The following is a 22,351-nucleotide window of genomic DNA, read 5'->3' as shown; positions in this document are numbered from 1 at the left end:
GGTCGCCATTTTTCGCCTGTTTCAGTTGCCGGATGGCATTGGCACATTGATGCCGTCTTTTTTCAGCGTGTCGCGTATGTATTGGAATTTTTGGTACTTCGACAATTCGAGCGGACCGTCATAGCCCATGCTTTGCAATTTGCGCGGTGGGTAGTCGATGTAGGTTTTCATCAACTTCATGATAGCGGCTGAGATCGGCACCATGGTCCAGGTCCGTTCGGTGAAGTTGTTCATGAACAGGTCGTAGCGCTCTTGCGGGTCTTGCCACAAGTCGAACACCTGAGGCACTACCGCTACATACTTTTCACCGCCTTTCCATCCCAGGTTGGTGTCCACTGCCAGGCCACCTGTTTGCGCGCCATTGTCGCCTCGCAGGTTGAAAACAGCCTTGTAGTTGCCGACACGCGCCGCACCCGGGGACAGTTCGTTCTCGGTGAAGTAGAACCATTCCTTGCGTGGAGAAGGTCCGCTGCCGGTTAGCACCGGAGTCATGTCGTAACTGTCGAAGACCATTGGCTGACCTTCGCGATCTTTTTCCGGCAGTTTCACGCCGGCGACAGCAGCGAAGGTTGCCATCAAGTCCAGGCCACCGAGTATCTCGTGGTTTTTCGTGTCCGGCTTGATCTTGTCTGGCCACACAGCTATGGCCGGCACCCGGTTTCCGCCCTCGCGAACGGTGCCCTTGGTCCCCCGGAACGGGGTGTAGCCAGCGTCTGGATAGACGTCTTGCCAAGCACCGTTGTCAGTGGTGTAAACCACCAGGGTGTTCTTATCCAGACCGAGCGCCTTGAGCTTGTCCATGATGCGGCCAATGTGGGTGTCGAGTTCGACGACAGAGTCGGCGTACTTGGACTTCGACATGGACTTATGAATGAACTCCGGTGCCGGCATGTTCGGCTGGTGCACTTTCATGAAATTGACGTTGATGAAAAACGGCTTGTCCGATTTGGCTGCCGTGTCGAGAAACTCCAGAGCGGCTTTTTCCACGTAGTTATCGAAGAACGGAATGCCGACCACGCCGGGTTTTCCATCTACGACCGGCGTGTCGACGTACTGACCATTGACCTTGAATTCTTCGACCGGTTTTTCACCCGCCTTGCCGGACAATGCGCCCTTGGTGACCTTCTGGAACATCTCGCGGGTTTCCGGATCCATGTCCGGGAACCAGGTCGGGTCAGCGTAGGTGTAGGCGTTCAGGTGATACAGGCCGACGTATTTCATCACGTCATAACCTTGCGCATTGGGTAGCGCGTAATCGGCTTCGCCCAAATGCCATTTGCCGGTGAAGTAGGTGTCATAGCCGCCGGTTTTCAGCACTGAGGCCAATGTCCATTCGGCGGCTGGCAAGCCGCCGCCCTGGCCCTGAAAGGCCACGGTGGTCATGCCGCTACGATTAGGGATACGTCCGGTCTGCATGGCCGCCCGACCCGGTGTGCAACTTGGCTGGGCATAAAAAGAGTAAAAAGTGACCCCTTCTGCCGCCAGCTCATCGATGCTGGGAGTCGGCATGCCTCGACCGACCCCACCGCCATAGGGGCCAAGATCGCCATAGCCGGTATCGTCGGAGACGATAAACAGAATGTTGGTCTTTTCCGTTTGAGCCGCTTGGGCTAGTCCGTTTAATGACAAAAGCGCAGCAAACACAATAGATAGCTTGAAACGATCCGATAGCTGTTCCATACCAGGATTCCTCGTTGTATCAGGGTATTGGCAACCCGGTGACGAGTGCGCATCTACATTGCCCCTTGGTGCATTGACCACCGAGTAATTAGCCTAGGTACTGCGTACAGAATCATTTCCCCCGTATTGCATGACCGTGCACGGATTAAGGCGCAGGTGGAGTCTAGTGCGGTTTTTCAAAATGATTGGGCGATTGCAGCATGTTGCTGGTGTATGTAACGCCAGGATTACAACTGGATAGTCACCCACTTGCATGCGCTAACCACAATCGCTACCTGAAGTACTCATCAGCTGATAAAGAAAACGACGGGCGTTTCACCGAGTCGCGTGCGCAACATCGCCACAGAAAATATCGGCGCTGCCATCCTCGGGCGAAGTGCGCACAACAACGGCGTACTTGCCGGAAAGCAGCTCTTGCATGGCGATCGGCGCGCTTCTGTAGAAAGTCCAGCCACCGGTACCCGCATTGGGTTCAGTGTTGACCTTGTCATTCATCGCGAAGGCGGCGGCTCCAGGCTGCTGGCAGGTGCCTTTGGTGATGAAGGTGTAGATACGCGGCGGCAGGATGGTGCCGTTTGGAACGCCAGTTATGTAGAAGTCAAAATTGGTTTGATTGCCTTCGCCGGTCAGTGTGGTCGTGGCGGTATGACCAGGATTTTTCTGGGTCGCTGCCAAAGGCAGATTCATTGATGGGGAGTGCGTAGAATTGGAACAGCCGAAAAGAGTTGCGCTGATCAATAGCGCTGAGAGGGGGAGACAGGGTTTCATTGACAACCTCCAATAATGGAAGAAGTACGGTGGGGGGGACTATTGGGTATAGCTCAATAACGCCACATTGCGTTCCTGGACACTTATTTTTTACAGCCCCTTGAATCCCTGTATTTCCCGGCCTATCAATCAGACGTCGTGAGTTCGCATGCTCACACGCTTGAGCACCTGCAGGTAGGTGGGTGGTTGTGCCACGATGCCGCGTTGCCGCAAAAGTGCATGTAATTTCGGCAGGCGGAAATAGGGCACTGAGGCCATCAGATGATGTTCAATGTGGAAGTTGACCCGTATCGGCGCCACGCAGGCACGAGCGATCCAACCGGCTTGTGTAGTGCGGGTGCTGCGCAATACGTTTGGGCTTGATTCCAGGCAGGCATGTTCCGCCATGGAGCGAATTCGGATGAACAACGGGAACGGAGTGATATACGCCAGGACCCAGACGCCATACAACCAGCCGTTTCCACTTATCCAGAACACAGTCAAAAGCAAACCGTTGGTGAGCAACAGGCCGCGGGCGTTTCTGAAGAACGTCCGTGGATAGTCCCACCAACGACGACTTTCCTGCGGCAGGCGTCGGACATCGCTGGTCAGCGACCACTGTAATACGCCGGCATCCATCAGCAGGCGGCCCAGCAAAAATTTGAGTCCGGTCACACCCGAAAGGTCTCGCATACACTTACGCATCAATGAGCGGCGAGTCGTGGGTAGCCCAGCCACCAGGCAAAGATCGGGATCGTCGGCCGTAGACGTTTTGGCGTGATGGGTCAGATGGTATGGGCGGTACTTGCGCAGATCGTTCCAAATGGGCCGGGCGCACAACCAATCGACCAGAACGTCGTTGCACCATTTGTTCTTGAACAACGTCCCGTGTGCCGCGTCGTGTTGCAAAATGCCAAAGCACAACTGCCGCCCGGCAATGATGACCACACTCAGGATCAAGGCGAGGCTGAATCCCCACCACGGCAAAAGTTCGCGAGCCCAGGCCAGACCGATAAAGGTCAAGGCCAGCACGCCCCAGGTTGACCCCACTGCCCATGCGCCCCAGGCGTCTGAGCGCTCGCTAAAGGATTTGATTTCATCGCGGCTGAGAATATCGCTGATTTTGGTTTTGTTATGCATGGTTATCCTCGACATCAAACGCCTTGATCGGCCTGGGGTGATGAGTCAGTTGAGTCTTAGGGCTGTTGCAAAAAGCTGCGCCAGATCTGGTGACCGTGGTCCACAAAACGTTTGGTGCTGGCAAAGAACTCAGTGCGCAGCGCCACGTCCACCAGCGGTTCCGGCAGTAGCGGATCGAAGATGATCTGGCGAATGGCTTCGCGGCCGAGGATGAATGATTCGCGTGCGGCCGCATCGAGCTTCAACTGCTCGGCGCGCAGTACCCAGCTGTCCAGCTGCTGGCAAGTACGGCGATAGCTGTCGTTAAGCAAATCACCGTTCCATTGGTCCTGTATGCGCTGTGTCTGCGCTGCTTCGAAATCCGTCGCCTGGAAAACCAACGCGGCGGGCTCCAGGCCAAGTTCGATCAAGCGTCGACGCAAAGACTCGGTATCGGGCCCGATATTGTTCGGGCGCACGTACAAGTCCTTGTCCAGCTCTGCGAAGCCCAACATGTGCAGCGCGCGTTCGCGCTGGCGCAAAACGTTGCGGTCACTGCGTCCCAAGGCGTTACACGCGACCATCAGATAACTGCCGTCCCACATCCTCAGATGCTGCTCCACGCGGCGCCACTCAAACAATTGCGAGGAGATTTCCTTGGCCTGCGGTCCCAGCTGATAGCTCCCGCGCCCCGCACCTTCAAGCAATGCTTCGATGGTGAGGCGCGCCAGGGTCACCCGAACGTTGTTTTCACTGATTCCGAATAGCTCACAGGCGACGATGGCTTCCCTGACCTGCAAGGGAGCGCCGTCCTTGGCCACGAGGAGTTCGAGCACCAGGCTTTTTACGCAAGGTTTCATGGCCTTTCCAGGTCATTACAGATTTGACTGGGAATCTATATTAATCAGTAATATTACACAATATGTAGATTGGCGTTTTTATCGGTAATAAGTCCCCTCGGTTCATTTACTGCCCATCCGGGCCAGGATGCGCTCACGCTGACAAATTTCAGCTTCCACAGCTCGCACCTCCTGCATGTAAATCTCTACTGCGGGTGGCAGCGAGCGCTCTTTCAGGTAGATGAAGCCATAACGGGTGCGCAGGGCAGGGTCATGGGCGGGCAACGGCACGATTGTTCCTGCGCTGATTTCCTGCTCAAAAGTCGATAAATTGCCTAACGCGAGGGCATTACTGTTCTCGACGAATTTGACGATTTGCATGGGCACGTCTATTTCGATCGCCGGTACAAAATCACCCGTCAATGGATCGTAGGTGCCGGCACAGCCCAACGTTGCCGGAAGCAAATGGGTCACCAGTCGCAATGGTATGCGCGAGGCCACCCAAGGGTAATCGAGTGTTTGCGCCATCGTTGGTGAGCGTTTTTGCGCGAGCAACGGATGGCCGGGGCGACAAAAAAGGCGGCCGACATGTTCACCCAGCAATTCACAGGTGAACTCTTCCCGGCCTTGCAAAGTGCTGATTTCAGCGATCCCCAGATCAACGGCACTGGTGGCGACCTGTTGAGCGACTTCGCGCCAGCCGGCGACATGGGCAGTGACCTTGATCTGCGGATGTCGGGCATGCAAGCGCGCGATGCTGGCGTATCCGCTGGTCACACTCGGATAGGGACCCAAGGCAACTTTCAGCGCGCCGATATCGCCTCCTGCTAACAGGGTGATGTCGCGCCGCAGATCCTCTTCGGCCACTAACAAACGCTGGCTTTTATCCCGAAGCAACTGACCAAACGCCGTCAGTACGACGCCGTCTGTGCGTCGATCAAACAGCGTGACCCCCAATTCGCTCTCCAGCAACTGGATACTTTTGCTCAGCGCAGGCTGGGAAACGCCCAGAGATTTTGCAGCCCGGCCAAAGTGGGCATGTTCTATCAATGCCAGAAACTGACGTAAGCGACGCGGCGTCATCTCATAACCTTTATGTTATCGAAAATGGCTGAAACGGAATTTTTCGTAATGAAATGAATATGCTATTCATGGCCAGGCGGGTCAAGTTGACGCGTACCCAATAAATACAATCGAGCGCAATTTTTGCATTGACGCTTATGGCCTCTGGCGCAGGAACCCTCATGCACAACAAGACCCTTCATCTGGCACTGGCAATCACCCTTGGGAGCGGCATCAGCCCCATGCTCTTTGCTGCCGATGCAAACGGCGCAAGTGCCGATTCGGCCACGACACAAAATTCGCACTTCGACAGCAAGGGAAAACCGCCTTCGTCCTACACGATCGAAGCGCAGAATGCGGTACGCAAGGCACTTCCGTTCGCAGACCAGCGCGAGTTTGAAGAAGCCAGGAAAGGCTTCATCGCTGCCCCGTCCTACAACAAGATCATGGCCGACGCCGGGAATGTCGCATGGAACATGGGAAGCTATGACTTCCTGCTCGATGGGAAGGACTTCGACAGCGTCAATCCGTCCTTGCAGCGCCAGGCAGTCCTTAACATGGCCTTCGGTTTGTATGAGGTCGTTCCGGAAAAAATTTACCAAGTGCGTGGGTTTGATCTGGCCAATATCACGTTCATCAAGGGTGATACGGGGTGGATTGTGTTCGACACGTTGATGTCGAAGGAAACCGCCAAGGCTGCCCTGGATTTCATCAATGAAAAACTCGGCAAGCGCCCAGTCGTGGCGATAGTGATCTCTCACTCCCATGCCGACCATTTCGGTGGTGTCCGCGGTCTGGTCGATGAAGCCGATGTGCGCAGCGGCAAGATCCCGCTCATCGCACCCACCGGTTTCATGGAGCATGCCGTGGCTGAAAACGTTTACGCCGGCAACGCCATGACCCGACGCGCTTTCTTCCAATACGGCGTGATGTTGCCCCACAGCCCCTATGGCCATGTCGACATGGCCATCGGAAAAAATACCTCTATTGGCAACATGGGCCTGATCGAACCCAATCGCTACATCGCGAAAGATTTCGAAACCCTGACCATCGACGGCGTAGAGATGGAGTTCCAGAGCACTCCCGGCACTGAAGCGCCGGCGGAGATGAACACCTGGTTCCCGCAATTCAAAGCTTTCTGGGCGGCCGAAAACATTGTCGGCACCATCCACAACATTTACACCTTGCGCGGCGCTCTGGTCCGAGATCCGCTGGTCTGGTCCAAGAACATCAACAATGCTTTGTATCGCTACGGACAACAGGCCGATGTCATGTTCGCCTCCCACAGTTGGCCACGCTGGGGTAATGAGCGAATTCAAGACGTCATGCGCGCGCAACGCGATGCCTATGCCAATTTAAACAACGCCGTACTACACGCCGCCAATCAGGGCGTCACCATCAATGAAATTCAAAACGTCTACAAGTTGCCCGAAAGCTTGAAAAACAACTGGGCGACTCATAGCTACCACGGCTCCGAAGAGCACAACAGCCGCGCCGTGATCAACCGCTACCTGGGTTACTGGGATGCGAACCCGGCGACACTGATGCCGTTGTCGCCGAAAGATTCGGCACCGTTGTACGTGGAAATGATGGGGGGCGCGGACAAGATCATGGCCAAGGGCAAATCCCTGTTCGATCAGGGCAAATACCGCGAAGCCTATGAAATCCTCAACAAACTGGTGTACGCCGAACCCCGGAACACCCAGGCCAAGGATCTGCTTGCGGACGTCTATGAGCAGGTTGGCTATCAAAAGGAAAGTGCCGGGGTACGCAACAGCTTCCTCGCGGCGGCATACGAGTTACGCCATGGCATGCCCAAGGGTGTGCCACCAAAACCCACCGGGCCGGACATCATTCGTGCCATGAGCACCGAGTTGTGGCTGGAATACCTCGGGATCGCTTTGGATGGCAGCAAGGTCGCGGATCAGCACTTGATTCTGAACCTCAAGACGCCCGATAACGGCGAGCAGTTTGTGGTTGAGCTAAGCAATTCAACGCTGACTACCATCAAGGGTCAGCAAGCGAAAAAGGCTGACCTGACCCTCACACTTGACCGATCGGATCTTGAAGGCGTGATGGCAAGGAAAACCAGCTTCGCGCAACTCGTCGCTGCCGGCAAAGCCACCTTTGAAGGCGATCACAAACCTTTCGAACGGTTGATGGCCGCCATCACCCCGTTTACCCCGACCTTTGAACTACTGCCTGGCACCCAGCAGTAATTCATCACAAAGTGCCGCGGAGCCGGCGACTCAGCTCCGCGGCGGCATGGAACTCAGGGCGAGAAAGCGCTGGTAAATCTTGTGTTTGATTGAAGCAATCAAACGCTGGATTGGCGAAGTTGCTCGATGATCCGGCGGGCGCGATTGGCGCCGACATCGACGTGGATGTCGATCATCGGGCGTGCACCGAACCGGCACATGTTCCGGTACTGGGCTTCAATCACTTCCTTGTCTTCATCGAAGGTCAGGATGGTTTGCTCCACGACCTTGGCCTTGATGGTTTCTGGATCGCTCGCCGGGTTGGTGGCAATGGTCCAGAAGTAGTGGCTGGTGGTGTCGGTCTCTGGCGTTACGCCGTGGAATCCACGCATGTGGAAGCCACCGCGATCGGGGTTGTCCAGTGTGTCGGTACCAGCATCCACCGCACCGGTCCAGATCCGCAGATGACTGACGTGAAATTCGATTTCCTGCCAACGGTCCACATTGCCTTTGAAGGGGTAGGCGGCGGTGTAGGTGGGGGGTGGAACGGAGTCCGGCATGTGGCGCACGACCCGTACGACGTTGTCTTCACTTTCCACATTCATCTGCGCATTCATGTGAATGCTGGCGTTGCCACCGATGGTGCGCAGGTGGACATACCCCAAATGACTCAAGTCCATCAGATTGTCGTGGATCAGCTGATATGGCGCGTTGTAGTGGTACACGTTGCCGTCAAACAGGTAGTTGCCGCTGCTGTGAACTGAGTAAACCGGTGGCTCACAACTTGGCTCAGGTTGAGCATCGCTGCCAAACCAGATCCAGACAATCTGGTCCTGCTCACGCACGTGATACGCAGGAACCTTGGCTTTACTCGGAATCTTGTCCTGCCCCGGAATTTCGACGCATTTTCCATGGTCATCGAACAGCAGGCCGTGATAGCCGCAACGAATGCCCGTCGCTTCGAGCGTGCCATTCGACAGTGGCAATGCTCTGTGACAGCAGCGGTCTTCCAGTGCCGCCACTTCGCCGTTGGCTTTGCGGAACAGCACCACAGGTTTGTTGAGCAATGTCCGGCCCACCGGTTTGTCCTTCAACTCCCAACCCAGGGCAGCGACATACCATTGGTTGAGGGGAAAGCTGGGCAAGGCAGGCGCTGGAATTTCTTCGGCAAGTTGTTGGAGAGTAGAGGTGTTCATGGTGTTCTCCAGAAGGCACGGTTGATGTTGTTTGAATTCACAGATCGAGCACCAGGCGTGATGACCTGGCGCGGGAGCAGCAGGGAGTGAAGCGATCGTTCGCCGCGTGTTCGGCTTCCGTCAGGAACTTGTCCCGGTGTTCGGGTATGCCCTTCAGGACGCGGGTTACGCAGGTGCCGCAGACGCCTTGCTCGCAAGATGACTCGATCGCGATACCGGCCTCGTCGAGCACTTCGAATACGCTACGTTCGGCAGGGATCCGAAAAACCTGGCCATTGCTTGCCAGTTCAACTTCGAAGGGCACATTGGCGCTTTGATCGACAGGGTCTGCGGCAAAGAACTCTTTATGTACCCGGTCCTGTGACCAGCCAGCGTTCTGCGCGGCATCAAGGATGTAGTTCATGAATCCGGTCGGGCCGCACACATAAAGATGGGTGTCGGCGTGCGGCGCTGCCAGCAGGGCCGGCGCATCGAGTTTCTGCGTTTGGGGGCCGCTATCGTCATGAAGCGTTATGCGATCGGCGAAGCGGGTTTGAGCAAGCATCTCCACAAACGCCGCGCGCTGGCTTGATCGAAAGCAATAGTGCAATTCGAAGTCGGCCCCCTGATGCGATAACTCCCAAGCCATGGCCAGCATGGGGGTGATACCGATGCCTCCGCCAAACAGCAGGTGTCGTTGTGCCGAGCGATCAAGCGGAAAAAGATTGCGCGGAGCGCTGATGGAGAGCGTTTGCCCTGACTGCACCTGCTCATGCATGGCTCTGGAACCGCCCCGTGAACTCGGGTCTTTGAGCACGCTGATCAGGTAGCGGTGGCGCTCCCTGGGATCGTTGCACAGGGAGTATTGGCGGGTGAGGCCATCGGCAATGTGAGTGTCGATGTGGGCACCGGCCTCGAACGCCGGCAGCGTACTGCCATCGACGGGACATAATTCGAAACTGCAGATGCCGTCGGCTTCGTCTGCTTTGCGGGTGACGTTGACTTGAAGCATGACTTGTCCCTCCACACTGAAGTGGCTGCTGAAAAAAAACGTTGGTTCGAGCGTTGGCCGGGGACGAATCAGCCAGGCGCTGGCGCGAGAAAGGAGCAGACGATGGGATTGAAAGTGTTCATGACCAAAACCTGATAATTATTTTTATGAGGCAGGGCGGCGGCATATCATGCAGCGAATCGCCCGTGACGTTCGGTGGAGAAATCCTCTGATTATTTAGTTGCGGTGTCAACCAATTTTAAAAGGCTCCGCCGATCCCAGGTGTTCATTCAATGTCCGCAGAATCCCAACTGAATCTGACGCGTTATGTCCCCGCGCTGCTGAATTTTTTGTCCAACAAACTCTCCGCAGGCGCATCGCAGTGCTATCGCAAACACTTCGGTATCGGTGTGGTCGAGTGGCGAATGCTCTCGATGCTTGCCGTTGAAAATGACATCACTGCCAACCGAATCTGTCAGACGATCGGCCTCGACAAGAGCGCGGTCAGTCGCTCACTCCAGTCCCTGGAAGCGGCAGGGCACATTCGCAGCCAAGTGGATTCCACCGACGCGCGGCGCTACACCGTGAGCCTGACGGCCAGCGGCAAAGCCTTGCATAAGCGAGTGTTGAAGGTTGCACTGGAACGAGAGCGGCGCCTGCTCAGCGGGCTTTCCGCCTCGGAAGTAGACACCCTCATCGAGTTGTTGGGCCGGCTGCATTCCCAGGTGGCTAACGTGAACGAGTACGACCCAGCGGACGCTTGAATTCACACGCTCGCGTACGTTCCAGGTATCGCGATTGACGATAGGTCGCATCCCTGAACGCGATTAGTCAGCCTCGTTCTGTCACGTCAGTCTGTCGGTCATCAACAACCTTCTGGACGCAAGCCAGGCAAACCATGCGTTATCGACGTCTTGACTTGAACCTGTTGGTCGCCCTGGATGCGTTGTTGAGCGAATGCAGCGTCAGCCGCGCTGCCGAGCGATTGTGCCTGGGGCAGTCGGCAACCAGTTCGGCGCTCGGACGCTTACGTGAGCATTTCAATGATCCGTTGCTGGTTCAGGTCGGACGGCGTCTGGAGCCGACTGCACTCGGTCTGGAATTGCTTCCAAAGGTGCGTGAAGCGCTGGCACTGACCCGTGAGATTGTCGATGCACCGGTCAACTTTGATCCGGCCAGTTGCGACCGACACTTCACGTTGGTGGCTTCCGACTACGTGGCTGGCGTCCTGCTGCCGGCCGTCAGTCTTGAGTTGGCCCGAGTCGCACCTGGCGTGCGCTTGAGTCTGCGGGATATGCCGGTGCCGCGTGACGGTGACGTGGTCAGCGAAGCGCTCGATTATCGCCGCAGTGATTGTGTGATTGTGCCTCAACGGCGATTGAACCCGGCGTACCCCCATGTACCCCTGATGACCGACCAGCTCTGTTGCATCGTCTGCACTGGGCAACCCCGGTTCGCCGAAGGCTTGAGCCTGGCCGACTATTGCGGTGCGGAGCACGTGGTTCGCGAGTTTGCCGATGGTCGAAACCTGGCGATGGACGCCGCACACCTGCATGAGTTGGGCGTTCAACGGCGAGTGGCGGTGGCCCTTGAAAGCTTCGTGTTGATGCCCGAATTCATCGTCGGTACTGCGCGGATTGCCACCGTATTTCGTCGACAGGCGCAGCGCTTTGCTCAACATTATCCGTTGCGTATTCACCCGGCACCGCTGGCATTTCCCGACGCTGTCCAGGTTCTGCAATGGCACCCTTATCAGGACCATGACCCGGCCATGCTGTGGTTTCGCGGCCTGTTATCGGCGCAGGCCGCGTTGCTTGATCAGCGCGACAGCTGATCGCCGTTGTCCGCCACCAGCGCAGCCTGGGCAATCGCCTGCAAGGCGCAGCGTTCGTCATTGTCCGAGGTGTCGCCACTGACGCCAATGGCACCCAGAATCAGTCCTTCGGCGTTGCGAATCAGCACGCCGCCAGCGACGGGTATTACTTCGCCGCCAGTCAGGCTGTTGATGGCGTCGAAGAATGCCGGCATCGCTTGCGCTCGCCGTGCAAGTTCTCGTCCGCCAAAACCCATTCCCAGGCAACCCCGTGCCTTGCCGGTGGCGATTTGTGGTCGAAGGAAACTCGCGCCTTCATCACGCAGGACGGCCAGCGGATGACCCGCAGCATCCAGCACCGCGACCGCCAGGGGCTTGATGCCGGTTTCCCGGGCAATGTGGATGGCGGTACTGGCGATGTTGGTGGCGGTCATCAAGTCGAGTGGCTGCATGGTGGTGGTCCTCATTGTGCCCACTTGCCCAATTGGGCTACGCGGTCTCGCGTGTAAAGGTCAGTCCACTTCAACGAGTTGAAATCGGATACCTGTTTGGGGTTGTAGGGGCTGCGCTCCATGCGCACGGAGTGGCCAGCCTTGTACACGGCTTTAAGGCGAGAGCGGTCTTGCAGGATGCGGATGTCGTGCAATGGCGAACCGTCGAGCAACAGGAAGTCGGCTTGCTTGCCCACTTCGAGGGTGCCGATGGTTTCACTGCGTGGCATGCAGCGCGCACCCACATTGGTGGCGGCATACAGCGCTTCTGCGGGGGTGAAGCCCAATCGGGTGACGAGCAGTTCCAGCTCCCGAGCGTGCCACTCGCCATAGGGCGTTACCGCGAAACCGCTGTCACTGCCACACGCGAAAGGCACGCCAGCGGCCTTGGCCCGTTTGAGCACCGCCGAGCCGATTTCCAGGGTGCGGGCACAGTAACCAGCGTAACCGGTGGTGATGGCCGGGTCGTGGGGTTGGCAGAAGTCCACGGTGTTTTGCGGAAAAGTCATGGTCGGCGCGAGGATGCTGCCGGCGTCGAGCAGGGCCTCGATGCACGCGTCGTCCATGTAGAAGGCATGGAACACCAGGTCGACACCGGCGCGGGCGGCGTACATCACAGCTTCGCGGCCGTAGGCATGGGTTGCGACTTTGCAGCCCAGGCGATGGGCTTCTTCGACCATCTCGTGGGTTTCTTCGGCGGTGAACGCGGCGATGATTTCGCCATTCGGGCGTCGGTGAGTGCCGTCCATGGCGATTTTGATCAAGTCGACGCCGTCCTTGGCCTGCTTGCGAATTTCAGCCAGCGCTTCGCTGCGGCTGGTAACCAGGCGCGCAGTAAAAAATTCCGGAGCGCCTACGCGGCTTGGGAACCAGTCGTTGAGGCTCTGCCGATTGGTGATGACCCGGCTGCTGGCCGCAATACGCGGGCCTTCAAACAAACCCGCAGCGATTGCGTTGCGCACCGCGATGCTGAGTTGGCCGCTATCGCCCGGGCAGACCATGCTGGTGACGCCGGCCGCCAGCACATGTTGGGCGAAGAACATGCCGCGCAGTGCGCGGAATTCGTCGCTGGTCCAGATATCAATGTCTTCTTCGCTCTGCGCGTTGCCGAAAGCCAAATGGGTGTGCACATCCACCAGGCCCGGCATGACAAAGTCATCGCCGGCGTCCAGCAGGGTGTCTCCTGGTTGCGGTTGTGGCGCCAGGGCCGTTGGCCCGACATAGGACAGCAGTCCGTTTTCCACGATCAGGGTTTGCTGTTGACGGGTTTGCAGGTCAGTACCGTCGAACAAGGTCTGGCATTTCAGGTGCAGGGCATTCATGGCAGTTTCACTTTGCTGATTGTTATGCAAAGCGAAGCTAGGGTAGGGCCATGGCAGCCACCAGCAACTTGTATCAATGCTCGCGTATTGATGGCGTCGATAGATGCTGTACGTCAGCAGAAATGGGGCTTTGCGACGCGGGTCAGGATCAAGGGCCGGGTATCGCAAGTGACGATGACAGGCATCGTGATTGGCGATTTTTTATGAGCCTGACCGCGCGTCTATGGTGCGCGCTCATCATCCATAGAGAGCAGTCCCCATGACCACCGCATCTGTAACAGCTGAACTCCTGGCACTTGAGCAAGAGCGCCGCCGGGCATTGGTAGAGGAAGACTATTCGCGTGTTGCCGAGCTGTTCGCCGATGATCTGGTGTATGTGCATACCACGGGATTGGTGCAAGGCAAGGCGCAATATCTGGAGTATGCGAAAAGCGCCGTAGAGTATCTGGACATCGAGCGGGGCGAATTACTGATCCGCTTTTATGGCGAAGGCGTGGCGGTCATGACCGGTACGCAGTGCAACACGTTGCGTAAGCGGGGCGGTGACCAGTCGATTCGCGGGGAGGGCTTTGCCACGCAGGTGTGGACGTTTGGCGAGCAAGGGTGGCAGATCACCTCGTTCCATGGTTCCCGAGCGCCAAACTGAACCCGCATAGCGATCAATGAAAAAAAACGCCGGAAAGCCTTGAGCTGTCCGGCGTTTTTTTGTGTTTCGCAAAGCTTTTTAAGCGGTGTGGCCGCCCAGTGTTTCGGCAATCCAGTCGGCGATGTATTGACCCGCATTGATGCTGTTGTCGAAGCTGGAATGTTGCACGCCGCCTTCGCGTTCGGTGAAGATTTTAAGTTCTCGTTTTGGGCTGTTGACCAGTTGCTCGTAAGTGCGATGCGCCCACTTCAGTGGAATCTGTGAGTCCTTTTCACCGTGGGTCACCAGGAACGGAACCTTGATACGGTCCAGCACGCCATCGAGGTGCACGTTTTCGGAGATGGCCATGAACTCATCCATATCTTTCGCCCCCCACACCCAGCACACGTGCGCCCAATAATGCGGTACGGGGAAGCTGCCTTCTTTTTCCAGGCGACGTTTTTGCACATCGCGCCAGTCATGGTTGGCGCCCCACACCACACCACAGGCAAACCGTGGTTCAAACGCCACCGCGCGCGGGCAGTAATAGCCGCCGAGCGAGACCCCTTCCAGGCCAATACGTTTGGCATCCACATCGCTACGGGTTTCCAGCCAGTCGACTACCCGGCTGGCCCAATGTTCGCTGTCGAAACGTGCGACCAGGTTATGCAGACGCAGTGCTTCTCCCGTGCCGGGTTGGTCGATGATCAACGATGAAATACCGCGCTTGGCCAACCATGCCGGTAGCCCAACGCGATATTTCATTTCTTTGGTCGAATCCAGTCCATTGACCTGCACCAGGATTGGCGCCGGGCCGGTCACGCCTTCAGCACGCACCAGCAAGCCGGAAATGTGTTTGCCCTCGTAGGGGATTTCTACGCGCTCACAATTCTCGCGAGACAGTTCGATGCCGCGTTTGAACGTCTGCAAAAAACGCTGGTACAGCTCTGTCCGGCCCGGCGCGCCATGCGCCTGCAAACGTTCACAGGTGAGGTAGTAGGTGGCGGCGCGATTGTATTTTTCGCCGGCGGACAGCAGGCGTCCATGGCCTTCATCTTCTTCGGCCAGGCCGCAGAGTTTGTCGGCCATCTTCGACCAGGTTTCGCGGAACGCCTGGGTTCCAGCGGCATCTGGCTGCTGGGCGGCTTCCTGCAGCGGCGCGCACATCTCTTCGATTTCGCCCATGCGGGCACCCATCTCGATGGCCAGGTCGACGGAGAGATTCCACACGTAATTGGTCGGGAAGTAACGGAACATGATTGTTGTTGTCCTTGTGGTTGCCTTGTCGTTCACAAGGCACGTTAAGGACGCCCCGGCTAATTGGCCAATCGTGACTCGGGATGGGAGGTATCGCGGGCGGCGATATGATCGCGTTCAACATGCTGGATGAATTCGCTGATACGTTCGCGCAGCCAGCGATGCATGGGGTCGCCGTCGACGCTGCGGTGCCAGAGCATGAATTCACGCATGACCGGTATTTTCACCGGTGGATTGAGGATGCGCAGCGGCAGGTGCTCGGCGTACAACCGCGCCAGACGCTGGTGCATGGTGGCGATGCGCTGGGTGCCGACGATCAGCTGCGGCAGGGTGTTGAAATCGTTGGTGATGACTTCGATACGGCGATTGAAACCGTACTGGTTCATGAACCATTCTTCGATGCTCAAGTGCCGGCTGCGACCAAAGCCGACAGACACGTGGCCCATGTCCATGTACTGCTCAAGGGTCAGGTTGTCGCCGATCTTCGTGTTGCCTTGCCAGATCACACAGACGTGATCTTCTTCGAACAACAGCTTATGGGGGTGGCCTTCGATGATGTAACGCTCAGGCACGATCATCAGATCGACCTCACCACGCACCAGCAAATCACCGGAATTGTCGCCGGGGCCGAGCATTTCGAAGGTGATGTGGGGGGCTTCCTGATGGATCTTCTGAATCACCTGGGCAAACAGTACGCTGATCAAGTAATCCGAAGTCACCAGGCGGAAGTGACGTTTGCTGGTCGTGGGATCGAACACTGGCTTGGCAGTGATCGACGACTGGATCGTCAGCAACACTTCGCGGATGGGCTTGGCGAGCTCTTGCGCGTAAGGCGTGGGCTGCATTTTACGCCCCACCTGCACCAGCAACTCGTCTTCGAAATAGGTACGCAGGCGTCCCAATACACCGCTGGTGGCGGACTGCGTCATGTGCAGTCGTTCGGCGGCGCGGGTGATGTTCTGCTCTTCGAGCAAAACGTCGAGTGCGACCAGCAGATTCAAATCCAGGTGGTTGAAACGCATCAGGCATGTCCGTTTTTGTATTTATTTTCACGATACATTCCGGTTAATTCATCGTCCCGTCAACCCCGCCCATGCACAGTTGTCTCGCGCATTCAGGTATCGCGTTTTCCGATAGGTCGCATCCCCACTTGCGATTAGTCAGCTGGCAAACCGCAAGTCAATCTTCGCCGCAGTCGGACTTATTGCCGACACCACCACCGGATTCCATGCATCGCTGATGGGCCTGTCGAGCCCTCGGTGCCTGCTTCCGGATACTAATTTCAATGGAGTGGTAGCGATGAATATCATTGGCCTTGACGCCCTGATCTTTGGCGTCGATGACATTCAAGCCTGTACCGATTGCCTGCGTGATTACGGCCTGGCGCCGGTTGACGTCGACGACAATGGCGGGCGTTTTGAAGCATTGGACGGTACGGCCGTGATTATTCGCCGTGCGGACGATCCGACGCTGCCGGTGGCCATCGGGCCGGCGCCGTCGATTCGCGAAACCATCTACGGCGTCGCCAGCGTAGCTGACCTTGACGCTATCGAAGATGAGTTGGCGCGAGACCGTCAGGTCACCCGTGAAAATGGCGTGCTGCACAGCGTCGATGACATGGGTTTTGCAATTGCTTTCCAGGTCAGCGTTCGCAAGGCCTTCAACGCTCCGGATGACCTGACCAATGCTGCCGGCCACGCGCCACAGCGTCCGCTCAACCAGCCGGGCATCACCCTCGAAATGGCTGCGGTGCCGCGCACGCTGTCGCACGTTGTGTATTTCGTTCCCGATGCCGCCAAGGCCGAAGCCTTCTACGCCGAACGCTTGGGCTTTCGAACCACAGACACATTCATTGGGGCGGGGCCATTCATGCGTCCAGCGGGGGCCGACGACCATCACTGCCTGTTCATGATCCAGACCCCGCCGCACATGAAGGGCTGCGAACACTTCACCTTCCACATGGGCAGCGGCACTGAAGTGTTGTTGGCCGGTACACGCTTCGAGCAAAAAGGCTGGACCAGTTTCTGGGGCCCGGGCCGTCACCTCTTTGGCTCCAACTGGTTCTGGTACTTCAACAGTCCGCTGGGCTGCCACATCGAATACGACGCCGACATGGACAAACACGATGACGCCTGGGAGGCACGCCGCGCGCCGCTGTCGGCGGACAACTCGCAGTTGTTCCTGTTTTCCTCGAAGGAAAAATGGGCACCGGGCGGCCCGCCACCCAAGCAGGGCTAAGCACAGGTGATGACTCGCAGCGATTTTCCCCTGTGCCGGGTCGACGATTTGAAGGAAGGACAGGCGCGTGGATTCGATCCATTGCAGCGCGGCAAGGACAGTGTTTTTGCGCTGATGCACGAGGGGCAAGTAAGGATTTATCGCAACAGTTGCCCGCATCTGGACGTGCGTCTGGAGTACCGCAAGGACCGGTTTTTGTCGGCTGATGGTCGGTTGATTGTCTGTTACGCCCACGGTGCGCAGTTTCTTCCGCAGACCGGCGAATGCGTCTATGGCCCATGTCTGGGCCAGAAGCTGGACGCGTTGCCATGGCGCCTGGAGGAGGGTTGGGTGGTGCTGCAAATGCCTGTAGCGACGGCGATGTCAGGGTCAGTTGAGGTATCGCGTTTGGCGATACATCGCATCCCTACTCGCGATTAGTCAAATCCCTGCTTTGCCGGGAAGCTGAACCTAACGACGCAGTGCCCGGCGCTGCATCGAATCACAAGAATAAAAAGTGAGTAAGCCATGAGTGCAGTGAACAAAGTTCTGATCGTGGGCGGTGGTATTGGTGGCTTGTGTGCGGCCATTGCATTGCGTCGCAAAGGTATTGAGGTCGACCTGATCGAGCTCAAGTCAGAATGGACCGTTTACGGTGTCGGGATCATCCAGCAAAGCAACGTTGTTCGCGAGATGGCCAAACTGGGCGTGCTCGACGGTTATCTGGATGCGGCGTATGCCTTCGAAGACGTCGCCATCTATGGCCCGGGCGGCCAGCAATTGGCGCGCATTCCGGGTCAGCGACTGGCGGGGCCTGCCTACCCGGCGAACGTCGGTATTTCACGTCTGGCACTGCATAAAGTCCTCAGTGAAACCGCCCTGGAGCTGGGCGCCCAAGTACGCCTTGGACTCAGTGTGGAAACCCTGAATGACCAGGGCGACAGCGTCGACGTATTGTTCACCGATGGTAGCCGCGGTGGTTACGACCTGGTGGTTGGAGCGGACGGTTTGTTCTCCAAAGTGCGCGACCTGCTGTTTGGCGACACCTACACACCCAGGTTTACCGGCCAGTCAGTGTGGCGCTACAACTTCCCTCGCGATCCTCAAATCGATCACCTCGCCAACTATCAGAGCGCTGAAGGCAATGCCGGCCTGGTGCCCTTGGCCGGTGACTTGATGTACCTGTTCCTCACCTCCCACGAACCGTCCAATCCCTGGATGGACCCTCAGACGATGGCCGAGCAAATGCGTCAGCGCCTGCAAGGTTTCACCGGGCTCATCGGCCAACTGCGTGAACAAATCACCGACAGCAGCCAAGTGGTTTACAAGCCCATGGAGGTGGTCTTCGTCAACGAGCCCTGGTACCGCGGACGTGTCCTGTTGATCGGCGACGCGGCCCATGCGACCACGCCACATCTGGGGCAGGGCGCGGGCATGGCGATTGAAGACGCCATCGTACTCAGTGAAGAGCTGATGGGCGACGGCAGCATTGAGCAGGTTCTCCAGCGCTTCATGGCGCGCCGGTTCGAGCGATGCAAGTACATCAGCGAAAGCTCGGTGTTGGCGGGCGACAAGGAAATGCAGCACGACCGCGAGTTCGACCGCATCGGCCTGGTCAAGCAAATGCTTGCGCGCACGGCTGAGCCTATCTGATTCAACAGGGCCGTCACCTGCAGCAGTTACCACTATAAAAACAAGAGGTTAACGCGATGGTTAGTTCCACGACTGCGACGCTTGCGCGCCGCCCGGTCTGCACGTCTGCACCCTTTGGTTTCACCTTGGCCGCTGCGCTGGTGCTGTGCAGCCAGGCTGCCCATGCCTTTCAGGTAGACACCGGCAATCCGGATTTCAAACTGCGTTGGGATAACACCGTGAAGTACAGCGCCGCCTGGCGCACGCAGAATCCCAGCAGCAAACTGAGCGAGGGCCAAGTGGCACTCAACCAGGACGACGGCGACCGCGCTTTCAAAAAGGGCCTGATCTCCAACCGCACGGACATCCTCTCCGAGTTGGACATGTCGTTCAAAAACGTTGGCGCGCGACTCAGTGGCGCCGCCTGGTACGACAGCTCATACCAGCACGACAACGATAACGACGACCCGGCACGGGCCAACGCCCGTTCCGTGGCCTACGACGAATTCACCGACGACACTCGCCATCTGCATGGCGGTAAAGGCGAATTGCTCGATGCGTTCGTGTACTGGAACGGCGAACTGGCCGATCACGCCACGTCCGTGCGTGCCGGTCGCCACGGCTTGATCTGGGGCGAGAGCCTGTTCTTCGGGGCCAACGGCATTGCCGGTGGCATGGCGCCGGTCGACGTAGTGAAGGCGCAGTCCGTACCCAACACCCAGTTCAAGGAAATCACCCGGCCGGTCAATCAACTGTCGGGCACCTTTCAACTGACCAACGACGTGTCGCTCGGCGCGTTCTACCAGCTGGAATGGGAAGAGACACGCCTGCCGGGTGCCGGCAGTTATTTCTCCACCAGTGACACCATCGGTGAAGGCAACGAACGCTTGATCGTGGGCGCGCCATTTCCTGCTTTCCTCGGTGGCAATCCCGGCAGCCCGGCGGCGTTCTTCCACGGCAATGACAAGGAAGCGAAAAGTTCGGGGCAGGGCGGCCTGCAGTTGAAATACAGCGCCGAGACGGTCGAGTACGGCCTGTACGCGATCCAGTATCACGACAAGACACCCAAGCTGTATCTCAAACCTTCCACCGGTGCGCCGAACTTCGGCACGGGCCAGATCGGCGAATACTACTGGGTGTACCCGGAAGACATTCGTGCCTTCGGCGCCAGTTTTTCCACCACCGTCGACGAATACAGCTTCGCCGGTGAAGCCTCGATGCGCTGGAACATGCCGTTGGTTTCCAATGGTCAAACCGTTCTGCCCGGCGTCGTCGCTGATAACGATGACGACGCCCTCTACGCCGTCGGTCGTACCGCCCACGTCAACCTCAACGTCCTGGCGTCGTTCGGGCCGAACTTTCTTGCCAGGGAATCCGGGCTGGTCGGTGAGATCGCCTGGAACCGCCTGTTGAGCGTCACTAAAAACCGCGCCGCCCTTGACCCCAATGCCACCGATGACGGCCTCGGTTTCAAGGTGGTTTACACCCCGACGTACCGCCAGTTCTTCTCCGGCATCGATATCAGCATTCCGGTCGGCCTCAGTTATTTCCCGCTAGGCAAATCGGCGGTTGTCAGCTCGTTCGGGCCGGACAACGGCGGCGATATGAACATCGGCATCACCGCCACCTATCTGGATCGCGTCACCGCCGGGCTGACCTACACGCATTACTACGGCGCCGAGGACACCAACCTCAACGCCGCCAGCCAGTTCAATTACAAGCAATCGCTGAAAGACCGGGACTACCTGTCTTTCTCCGTCAAGACCACGTTTTAAGAGGACTTGCGCATGACCCATAACAAGAAAACCGGAGCCTTCAAGCTCAAAACCCTTTGCTTTGCTCTGCTGGGAAGCCTGGCCATTTGCAGCCAGATGGCGGGCGCTGCGACGGCGGAAGACGCGGCCAAGCTGTCGAAAAACCTGACGCCTTTTGGCGCCGAGCGCGCCGGCAATGCCGACGGCTCCATTCCGGCGTGGGACGGTGGTTACACCAAGGTCGATCCTTCATTCAAGGAAGGCGGCAAGCGTTCCGACCCGTTTGCCGCAGACAAACCGCTGTTCAGCATCACCTCGAAAAACCTTGCGCAATACGCCGGAAAACTCAGCGATGGCACCAAGGAAATGTTCAAGCGTTTCCCGGACACCTATCGCATCGATGTGTACCAGACCCGCCGCACCGCCGCCGCGCCGCAGTGGGTGTATGACAACACCCTGAAAAATGCTACCCGCGCCAAACTGGTCGACAGCAGCGCCGGCCCCGTTCCCGAAGGCGCCTTTGGCGGTATTCCGTTTCCGGTGCCGAAAAACGGTGCCGAAGCCATGTGGAACCATGTGCTGAATTGGCGCGGGACCTCGCTGTCGATGCATTTTCGTCACTACCTGATGACCGCCGATGGCAAACCGGTCATGACCACCGATGGCCAGGCCATCCAGGAGATGCCGTATTACTACCAGGACGGATCGCCGGAGACTTTTGGCGGTGACTATTGGCTGTTCCGCCTGCTCAACGTCGGGCCACCGTTGCGCGCCGGCGAGCAGATCATGGGCCGTACCAACATCAACGGCGACCTGTCCCAGGCCCACGTCTACCTGACCGGCCAACGTCGCGTGCGCAAACTGCCGAATGCCTGCTGCGATACACCGACACCGGCGACTGCCGGGGTGATGTCGTTCGACGAGTTGAGCGTGTTCCAGGGCCGCATGGACCGCTTCAACTGGAAGCTGGTGGGCAAGCAGGAGATGTACATCCCCTACAACACCAACAAGGTGCAAGCCGCTGCCAAACCTGAAGATCTGTTCCTCGCCCATCACATGAACCCGGATTACGTGCGTTGGGAATTGCACCGGGTCTGGGTCGTGGAAGCGGACCTGGCACCGGGCAAGCGTCACCAGTTGCCGAAGGGCCGCTATTACCTCGATGAAGACACCTGGCAAGCCATGTTGGGCGACCGTTGGGATGCCAACGGCCAGTTGGCCAAGACCCTGTGGTCGTTGCCCGCGGTTCTGCCGGACCTGCCTGCACAAGCGCAATTGTCTTCCGGTTTTTACGACCTGACCTCCGGCGCCTGGTTTATCCAGAACGTCTACACCGGCCAGCCCGAACAGTACGGCGTGGTGGATCGCTACAAGGCCTCCGAGTTCTCGCCTGCGGCAATGGCGGGTGCCGGGGTTCGTTGAGTCAGAC

At 57.8% G+C, this 22,351-nt stretch carries 20 protein-coding genes; 9 read left to right on the top strand and 11 right to left on the bottom strand.

The window, feature by feature from the left end:
• Positions 1-21: 21 nt before the first annotated feature.
• The 5 genes from KVG88_RS18510 to KVG88_RS18490 all read right to left on the bottom strand — a co-directional run bounded on the left by KVG88_RS18510 (position 22) and on the right by KVG88_RS18490 (position 5,468).
• Positions 22-1,680 (bottom strand): arylsulfatase, encoded by a 1,659-nt coding sequence (locus tag KVG88_RS18510; protein ID WP_150700856.1) that lies wholly within the window; start codon positions 1,678-1,680, stop codon positions 22-24.
• A 315-nt stretch (positions 1,681-1,995) separates the two neighbouring features.
• Positions 1,996-2,448: a hypothetical protein gene (locus KVG88_RS18505; RefSeq protein WP_217872301.1), complete on the bottom strand. Its 453-nt coding sequence runs from the start codon at positions 2,446-2,448 to the stop codon at positions 1,996-1,998.
• 129 nt (positions 2,449-2,577) lie between these two features.
• Positions 2,578-3,567, bottom strand: a complete 990-nt coding sequence (locus KVG88_RS18500; protein WP_217872300.1) for a fatty acid desaturase family protein — start codon at positions 3,565-3,567, stop codon at positions 2,578-2,580.
• A gap of 56 nt (positions 3,568-3,623) precedes the next feature.
• Positions 3,624-4,406, bottom strand: coding sequence for a PaaX family transcriptional regulator C-terminal domain-containing protein (locus KVG88_RS18495; protein ID WP_217872299.1), 783 nt, complete (start codon positions 4,404-4,406; stop codon positions 3,624-3,626).
• Positions 4,407-4,508: 102 nt separating this feature from the next.
• A complete protein-coding gene (locus tag KVG88_RS18490; protein WP_217872298.1) occupies positions 4,509-5,468 on the bottom strand; it encodes a LysR family transcriptional regulator in 960 nt (319 codons plus the stop codon).
• 161 nt (positions 5,469-5,629) lie between these two features.
• Between KVG88_RS18490 and KVG88_RS18485 the strand changes: the two genes are divergently transcribed.
• Entirely contained in the window at positions 5,630-7,666 is a 2,037-nt protein-coding gene (locus KVG88_RS18485) for an alkyl/aryl-sulfatase (RefSeq protein WP_217872297.1), read from the top strand.
• 98 nt (positions 7,667-7,764) lie between these two features.
• Here the strand turns inward: KVG88_RS18485 and KVG88_RS18480 are convergent, their stop codons facing one another.
• Positions 7,765-8,841, bottom strand: a complete 1,077-nt coding sequence (locus KVG88_RS18480) for a Rieske 2Fe-2S domain-containing protein (protein ID WP_217872296.1) — start codon at positions 8,839-8,841, stop codon at positions 7,765-7,767.
• A gap of 37 nt (positions 8,842-8,878) precedes the next feature.
• Complete coding sequence (locus KVG88_RS18475; RefSeq protein ID WP_217872295.1) at positions 8,879-9,832, bottom strand: PDR/VanB family oxidoreductase; 954 nt, start codon at positions 9,830-9,832, stop codon at positions 8,879-8,881.
• Positions 9,833-10,104: 272 nt separating this feature from the next.
• Between KVG88_RS18475 and KVG88_RS18470 the strand changes: the two genes are divergently transcribed.
• Together KVG88_RS18470 and KVG88_RS18465 are read left to right on the top strand one after the other, a co-directional pair.
• Positions 10,105-10,575: a MarR family winged helix-turn-helix transcriptional regulator gene (locus KVG88_RS18470; RefSeq protein WP_150700848.1), complete on the top strand. Its 471-nt coding sequence runs from the start codon at positions 10,105-10,107 to the stop codon at positions 10,573-10,575.
• Between the two features lie 134 nt (positions 10,576-10,709).
• Positions 10,710-11,645: a LysR family transcriptional regulator gene (locus tag KVG88_RS18465; protein ID WP_150700847.1), complete on the top strand. Its 936-nt coding sequence runs from the start codon at positions 10,710-10,712 to the stop codon at positions 11,643-11,645.
• On the opposite strand, the gene KVG88_RS18460 is transcribed toward KVG88_RS18465, so the two are convergent.
• Both KVG88_RS18460 and KVG88_RS18455 read right to left on the bottom strand, forming a co-directional pair.
• Complete coding sequence (locus KVG88_RS18460; RefSeq protein ID WP_217872294.1) at positions 11,630-12,076, bottom strand: GlcG/HbpS family heme-binding protein; 447 nt, start codon at positions 12,074-12,076, stop codon at positions 11,630-11,632. The genes KVG88_RS18465 and KVG88_RS18460 overlap by 16 nt on opposite strands.
• 11 nt (positions 12,077-12,087) lie before the next feature.
• Positions 12,088-13,437 carry a metal-dependent hydrolase family protein gene (locus KVG88_RS18455; protein WP_217872293.1) on the bottom strand — a complete coding sequence of 450 codons (1,350 nt, stop codon included), beginning with the start codon at positions 13,435-13,437 and terminating at the stop codon, positions 12,088-12,090.
• A gap of 259 nt (positions 13,438-13,696) precedes the next feature.
• On the opposite strand from KVG88_RS18455, the gene KVG88_RS18450 reads away from it, so the two are divergent.
• The gene (locus tag KVG88_RS18450) at positions 13,697-14,083 is read left to right on the top strand and encodes a nuclear transport factor 2 family protein (RefSeq protein WP_217872292.1); all 387 of its coding nucleotides are present in this window, start codon (positions 13,697-13,699) and stop codon (positions 14,081-14,083) included.
• A 78-nt stretch (positions 14,084-14,161) separates the two neighbouring features.
• Here the strand turns inward: KVG88_RS18450 and KVG88_RS18445 are convergent, their stop codons facing one another.
• Positions 14,162-15,319 (bottom strand): alpha/beta hydrolase family protein, encoded by a 1,158-nt coding sequence (locus tag KVG88_RS18445; protein WP_150700843.1) that lies wholly within the window; start codon positions 15,317-15,319, stop codon positions 14,162-14,164.
• A 59-nt stretch (positions 15,320-15,378) separates the two neighbouring features.
• A complete protein-coding gene (locus KVG88_RS18440; protein ID WP_217872291.1) occupies positions 15,379-16,341 on the bottom strand; it encodes a LysR family transcriptional regulator in 963 nt (320 codons plus the stop codon).
• A gap of 277 nt (positions 16,342-16,618) precedes the next feature.
• On the opposite strand from KVG88_RS18440, the gene KVG88_RS18435 reads away from it, so the two are divergent.
• The 5 genes from KVG88_RS18435 to KVG88_RS18415 all read left to right on the top strand — a co-directional run bounded on the left by KVG88_RS18435 (position 16,619) and on the right by KVG88_RS18415 (position 22,344).
• A complete protein-coding gene (locus KVG88_RS18435) occupies positions 16,619-17,557 on the top strand; it encodes a VOC family protein (RefSeq protein ID WP_217872290.1) in 939 nt (312 codons plus the stop codon).
• A 9-nt stretch (positions 17,558-17,566) separates the two neighbouring features.
• Positions 17,567-17,977, top strand: a complete 411-nt coding sequence (locus KVG88_RS18430) for a Rieske (2Fe-2S) protein (protein ID WP_217872289.1) — start codon at positions 17,567-17,569, stop codon at positions 17,975-17,977.
• A gap of 87 nt (positions 17,978-18,064) precedes the next feature.
• The gene (locus tag KVG88_RS18425) at positions 18,065-19,189 is read left to right on the top strand and encodes an FAD-dependent oxidoreductase (protein ID WP_150700839.1); all 1,125 of its coding nucleotides are present in this window, start codon (positions 18,065-18,067) and stop codon (positions 19,187-19,189) included.
• A 56-nt stretch (positions 19,190-19,245) separates the two neighbouring features.
• On the top strand, positions 19,246-20,943 hold the full coding sequence (locus KVG88_RS18420) for a DUF1302 domain-containing protein (protein WP_150700838.1): 1,698 nt from the start codon (positions 19,246-19,248) through the stop codon (positions 20,941-20,943).
• A gap of 12 nt (positions 20,944-20,955) precedes the next feature.
• Entirely contained in the window at positions 20,956-22,344 is a 1,389-nt protein-coding gene (locus KVG88_RS18415) for a DUF1329 domain-containing protein (RefSeq protein ID WP_217872288.1), read from the top strand.
• Positions 22,345-22,351: the final 7 nt, after the last annotated feature.

It is taken from the genome of Pseudomonas azerbaijanoccidentalis (assembly GCF_019145495.1).
In the GTDB taxonomy this organism is placed as follows: Bacteria; Pseudomonadota; Gammaproteobacteria; order Pseudomonadales; family Pseudomonadaceae; genus Aquipseudomonas; species Aquipseudomonas azerbaijanoccidentalis.
This window is presented reverse-complemented; position numbering and strand designations above follow the sequence as displayed.

Excerpts from the sequence above, each read along its gene's own strand:
- KVG88_RS18430 (WP_217872289.1), top strand. The coding sequence starts at position 17,567 with ATGACTCGCAGCGATTTTCCCCTGTGCCGGGTCGACGATTTGAAGGAA.
- KVG88_RS18440 (WP_217872291.1), bottom strand. The coding sequence starts at position 16,341 with ATGCGTTTCAACCACCTGGATTTGAATCTGCTGGTCGCACTCGACGTT.
- KVG88_RS18470 (WP_150700848.1), top strand. The coding sequence starts at position 10,105 with ATGTCCGCAGAATCCCAACTGAATCTGACGCGTTATGTCCCCGCGCTG.
- KVG88_RS18495 (WP_217872299.1), bottom strand. The coding sequence starts at position 4,406 with ATGAAACCTTGCGTAAAAAGCCTGGTGCTCGAACTCCTCGTGGCCAAG.
- KVG88_RS18455 (WP_217872293.1), bottom strand. The coding sequence starts at position 13,437 with ATGAATGCCCTGCACCTGAAATGCCAGACCTTGTTCGACGGTACTGAC.
- KVG88_RS18445 (WP_150700843.1), bottom strand. The coding sequence starts at position 15,319 with ATGTTCCGTTACTTCCCGACCAATTACGTGTGGAATCTCTCCGTCGAC.
- KVG88_RS18420 (WP_150700838.1), top strand. The coding sequence starts at position 19,246 with ATGGTTAGTTCCACGACTGCGACGCTTGCGCGCCGCCCGGTCTGCACG.
- KVG88_RS18490 (WP_217872298.1), bottom strand. The coding sequence starts at position 5,468 with ATGACGCCGCGTCGCTTACGTCAGTTTCTGGCATTGATAGAACATGCC.
- KVG88_RS18425 (WP_150700839.1), top strand. The coding sequence starts at position 18,065 with ATGAGTGCAGTGAACAAAGTTCTGATCGTGGGCGGTGGTATTGGTGGC.
- KVG88_RS18485 (WP_217872297.1), top strand. The coding sequence starts at position 5,630 with ATGCACAACAAGACCCTTCATCTGGCACTGGCAATCACCCTTGGGAGC.
- KVG88_RS18510 (WP_150700856.1), bottom strand. The coding sequence starts at position 1,680 with ATGGAACAGCTATCGGATCGTTTCAAGCTATCTATTGTGTTTGCTGCG.
- KVG88_RS18500 (WP_217872300.1), bottom strand. The coding sequence starts at position 3,567 with ATGCATAACAAAACCAAAATCAGCGATATTCTCAGCCGCGATGAAATC.
- KVG88_RS18465 (WP_150700847.1), top strand. The coding sequence starts at position 10,710 with ATGCGTTATCGACGTCTTGACTTGAACCTGTTGGTCGCCCTGGATGCG.
- KVG88_RS18415 (WP_217872288.1), top strand. The coding sequence starts at position 20,956 with ATGACCCATAACAAGAAAACCGGAGCCTTCAAGCTCAAAACCCTTTGC.
- KVG88_RS18460 (WP_217872294.1), bottom strand. The coding sequence starts at position 12,076 with ATGCAGCCACTCGACTTGATGACCGCCACCAACATCGCCAGTACCGCC.
- KVG88_RS18480 (WP_217872296.1), bottom strand. The coding sequence starts at position 8,841 with ATGAACACCTCTACTCTCCAACAACTTGCCGAAGAAATTCCAGCGCCT.
- KVG88_RS18505 (WP_217872301.1), bottom strand. The coding sequence starts at position 2,448 with ATGAAACCCTGTCTCCCCCTCTCAGCGCTATTGATCAGCGCAACTCTT.
- KVG88_RS18475 (WP_217872295.1), bottom strand. The coding sequence starts at position 9,832 with ATGCTTCAAGTCAACGTCACCCGCAAAGCAGACGAAGCCGACGGCATC.
- KVG88_RS18435 (WP_217872290.1), top strand. The coding sequence starts at position 16,619 with ATGAATATCATTGGCCTTGACGCCCTGATCTTTGGCGTCGATGACATT.
- KVG88_RS18450 (WP_217872292.1), top strand. The coding sequence starts at position 13,697 with ATGACCACCGCATCTGTAACAGCTGAACTCCTGGCACTTGAGCAAGAG.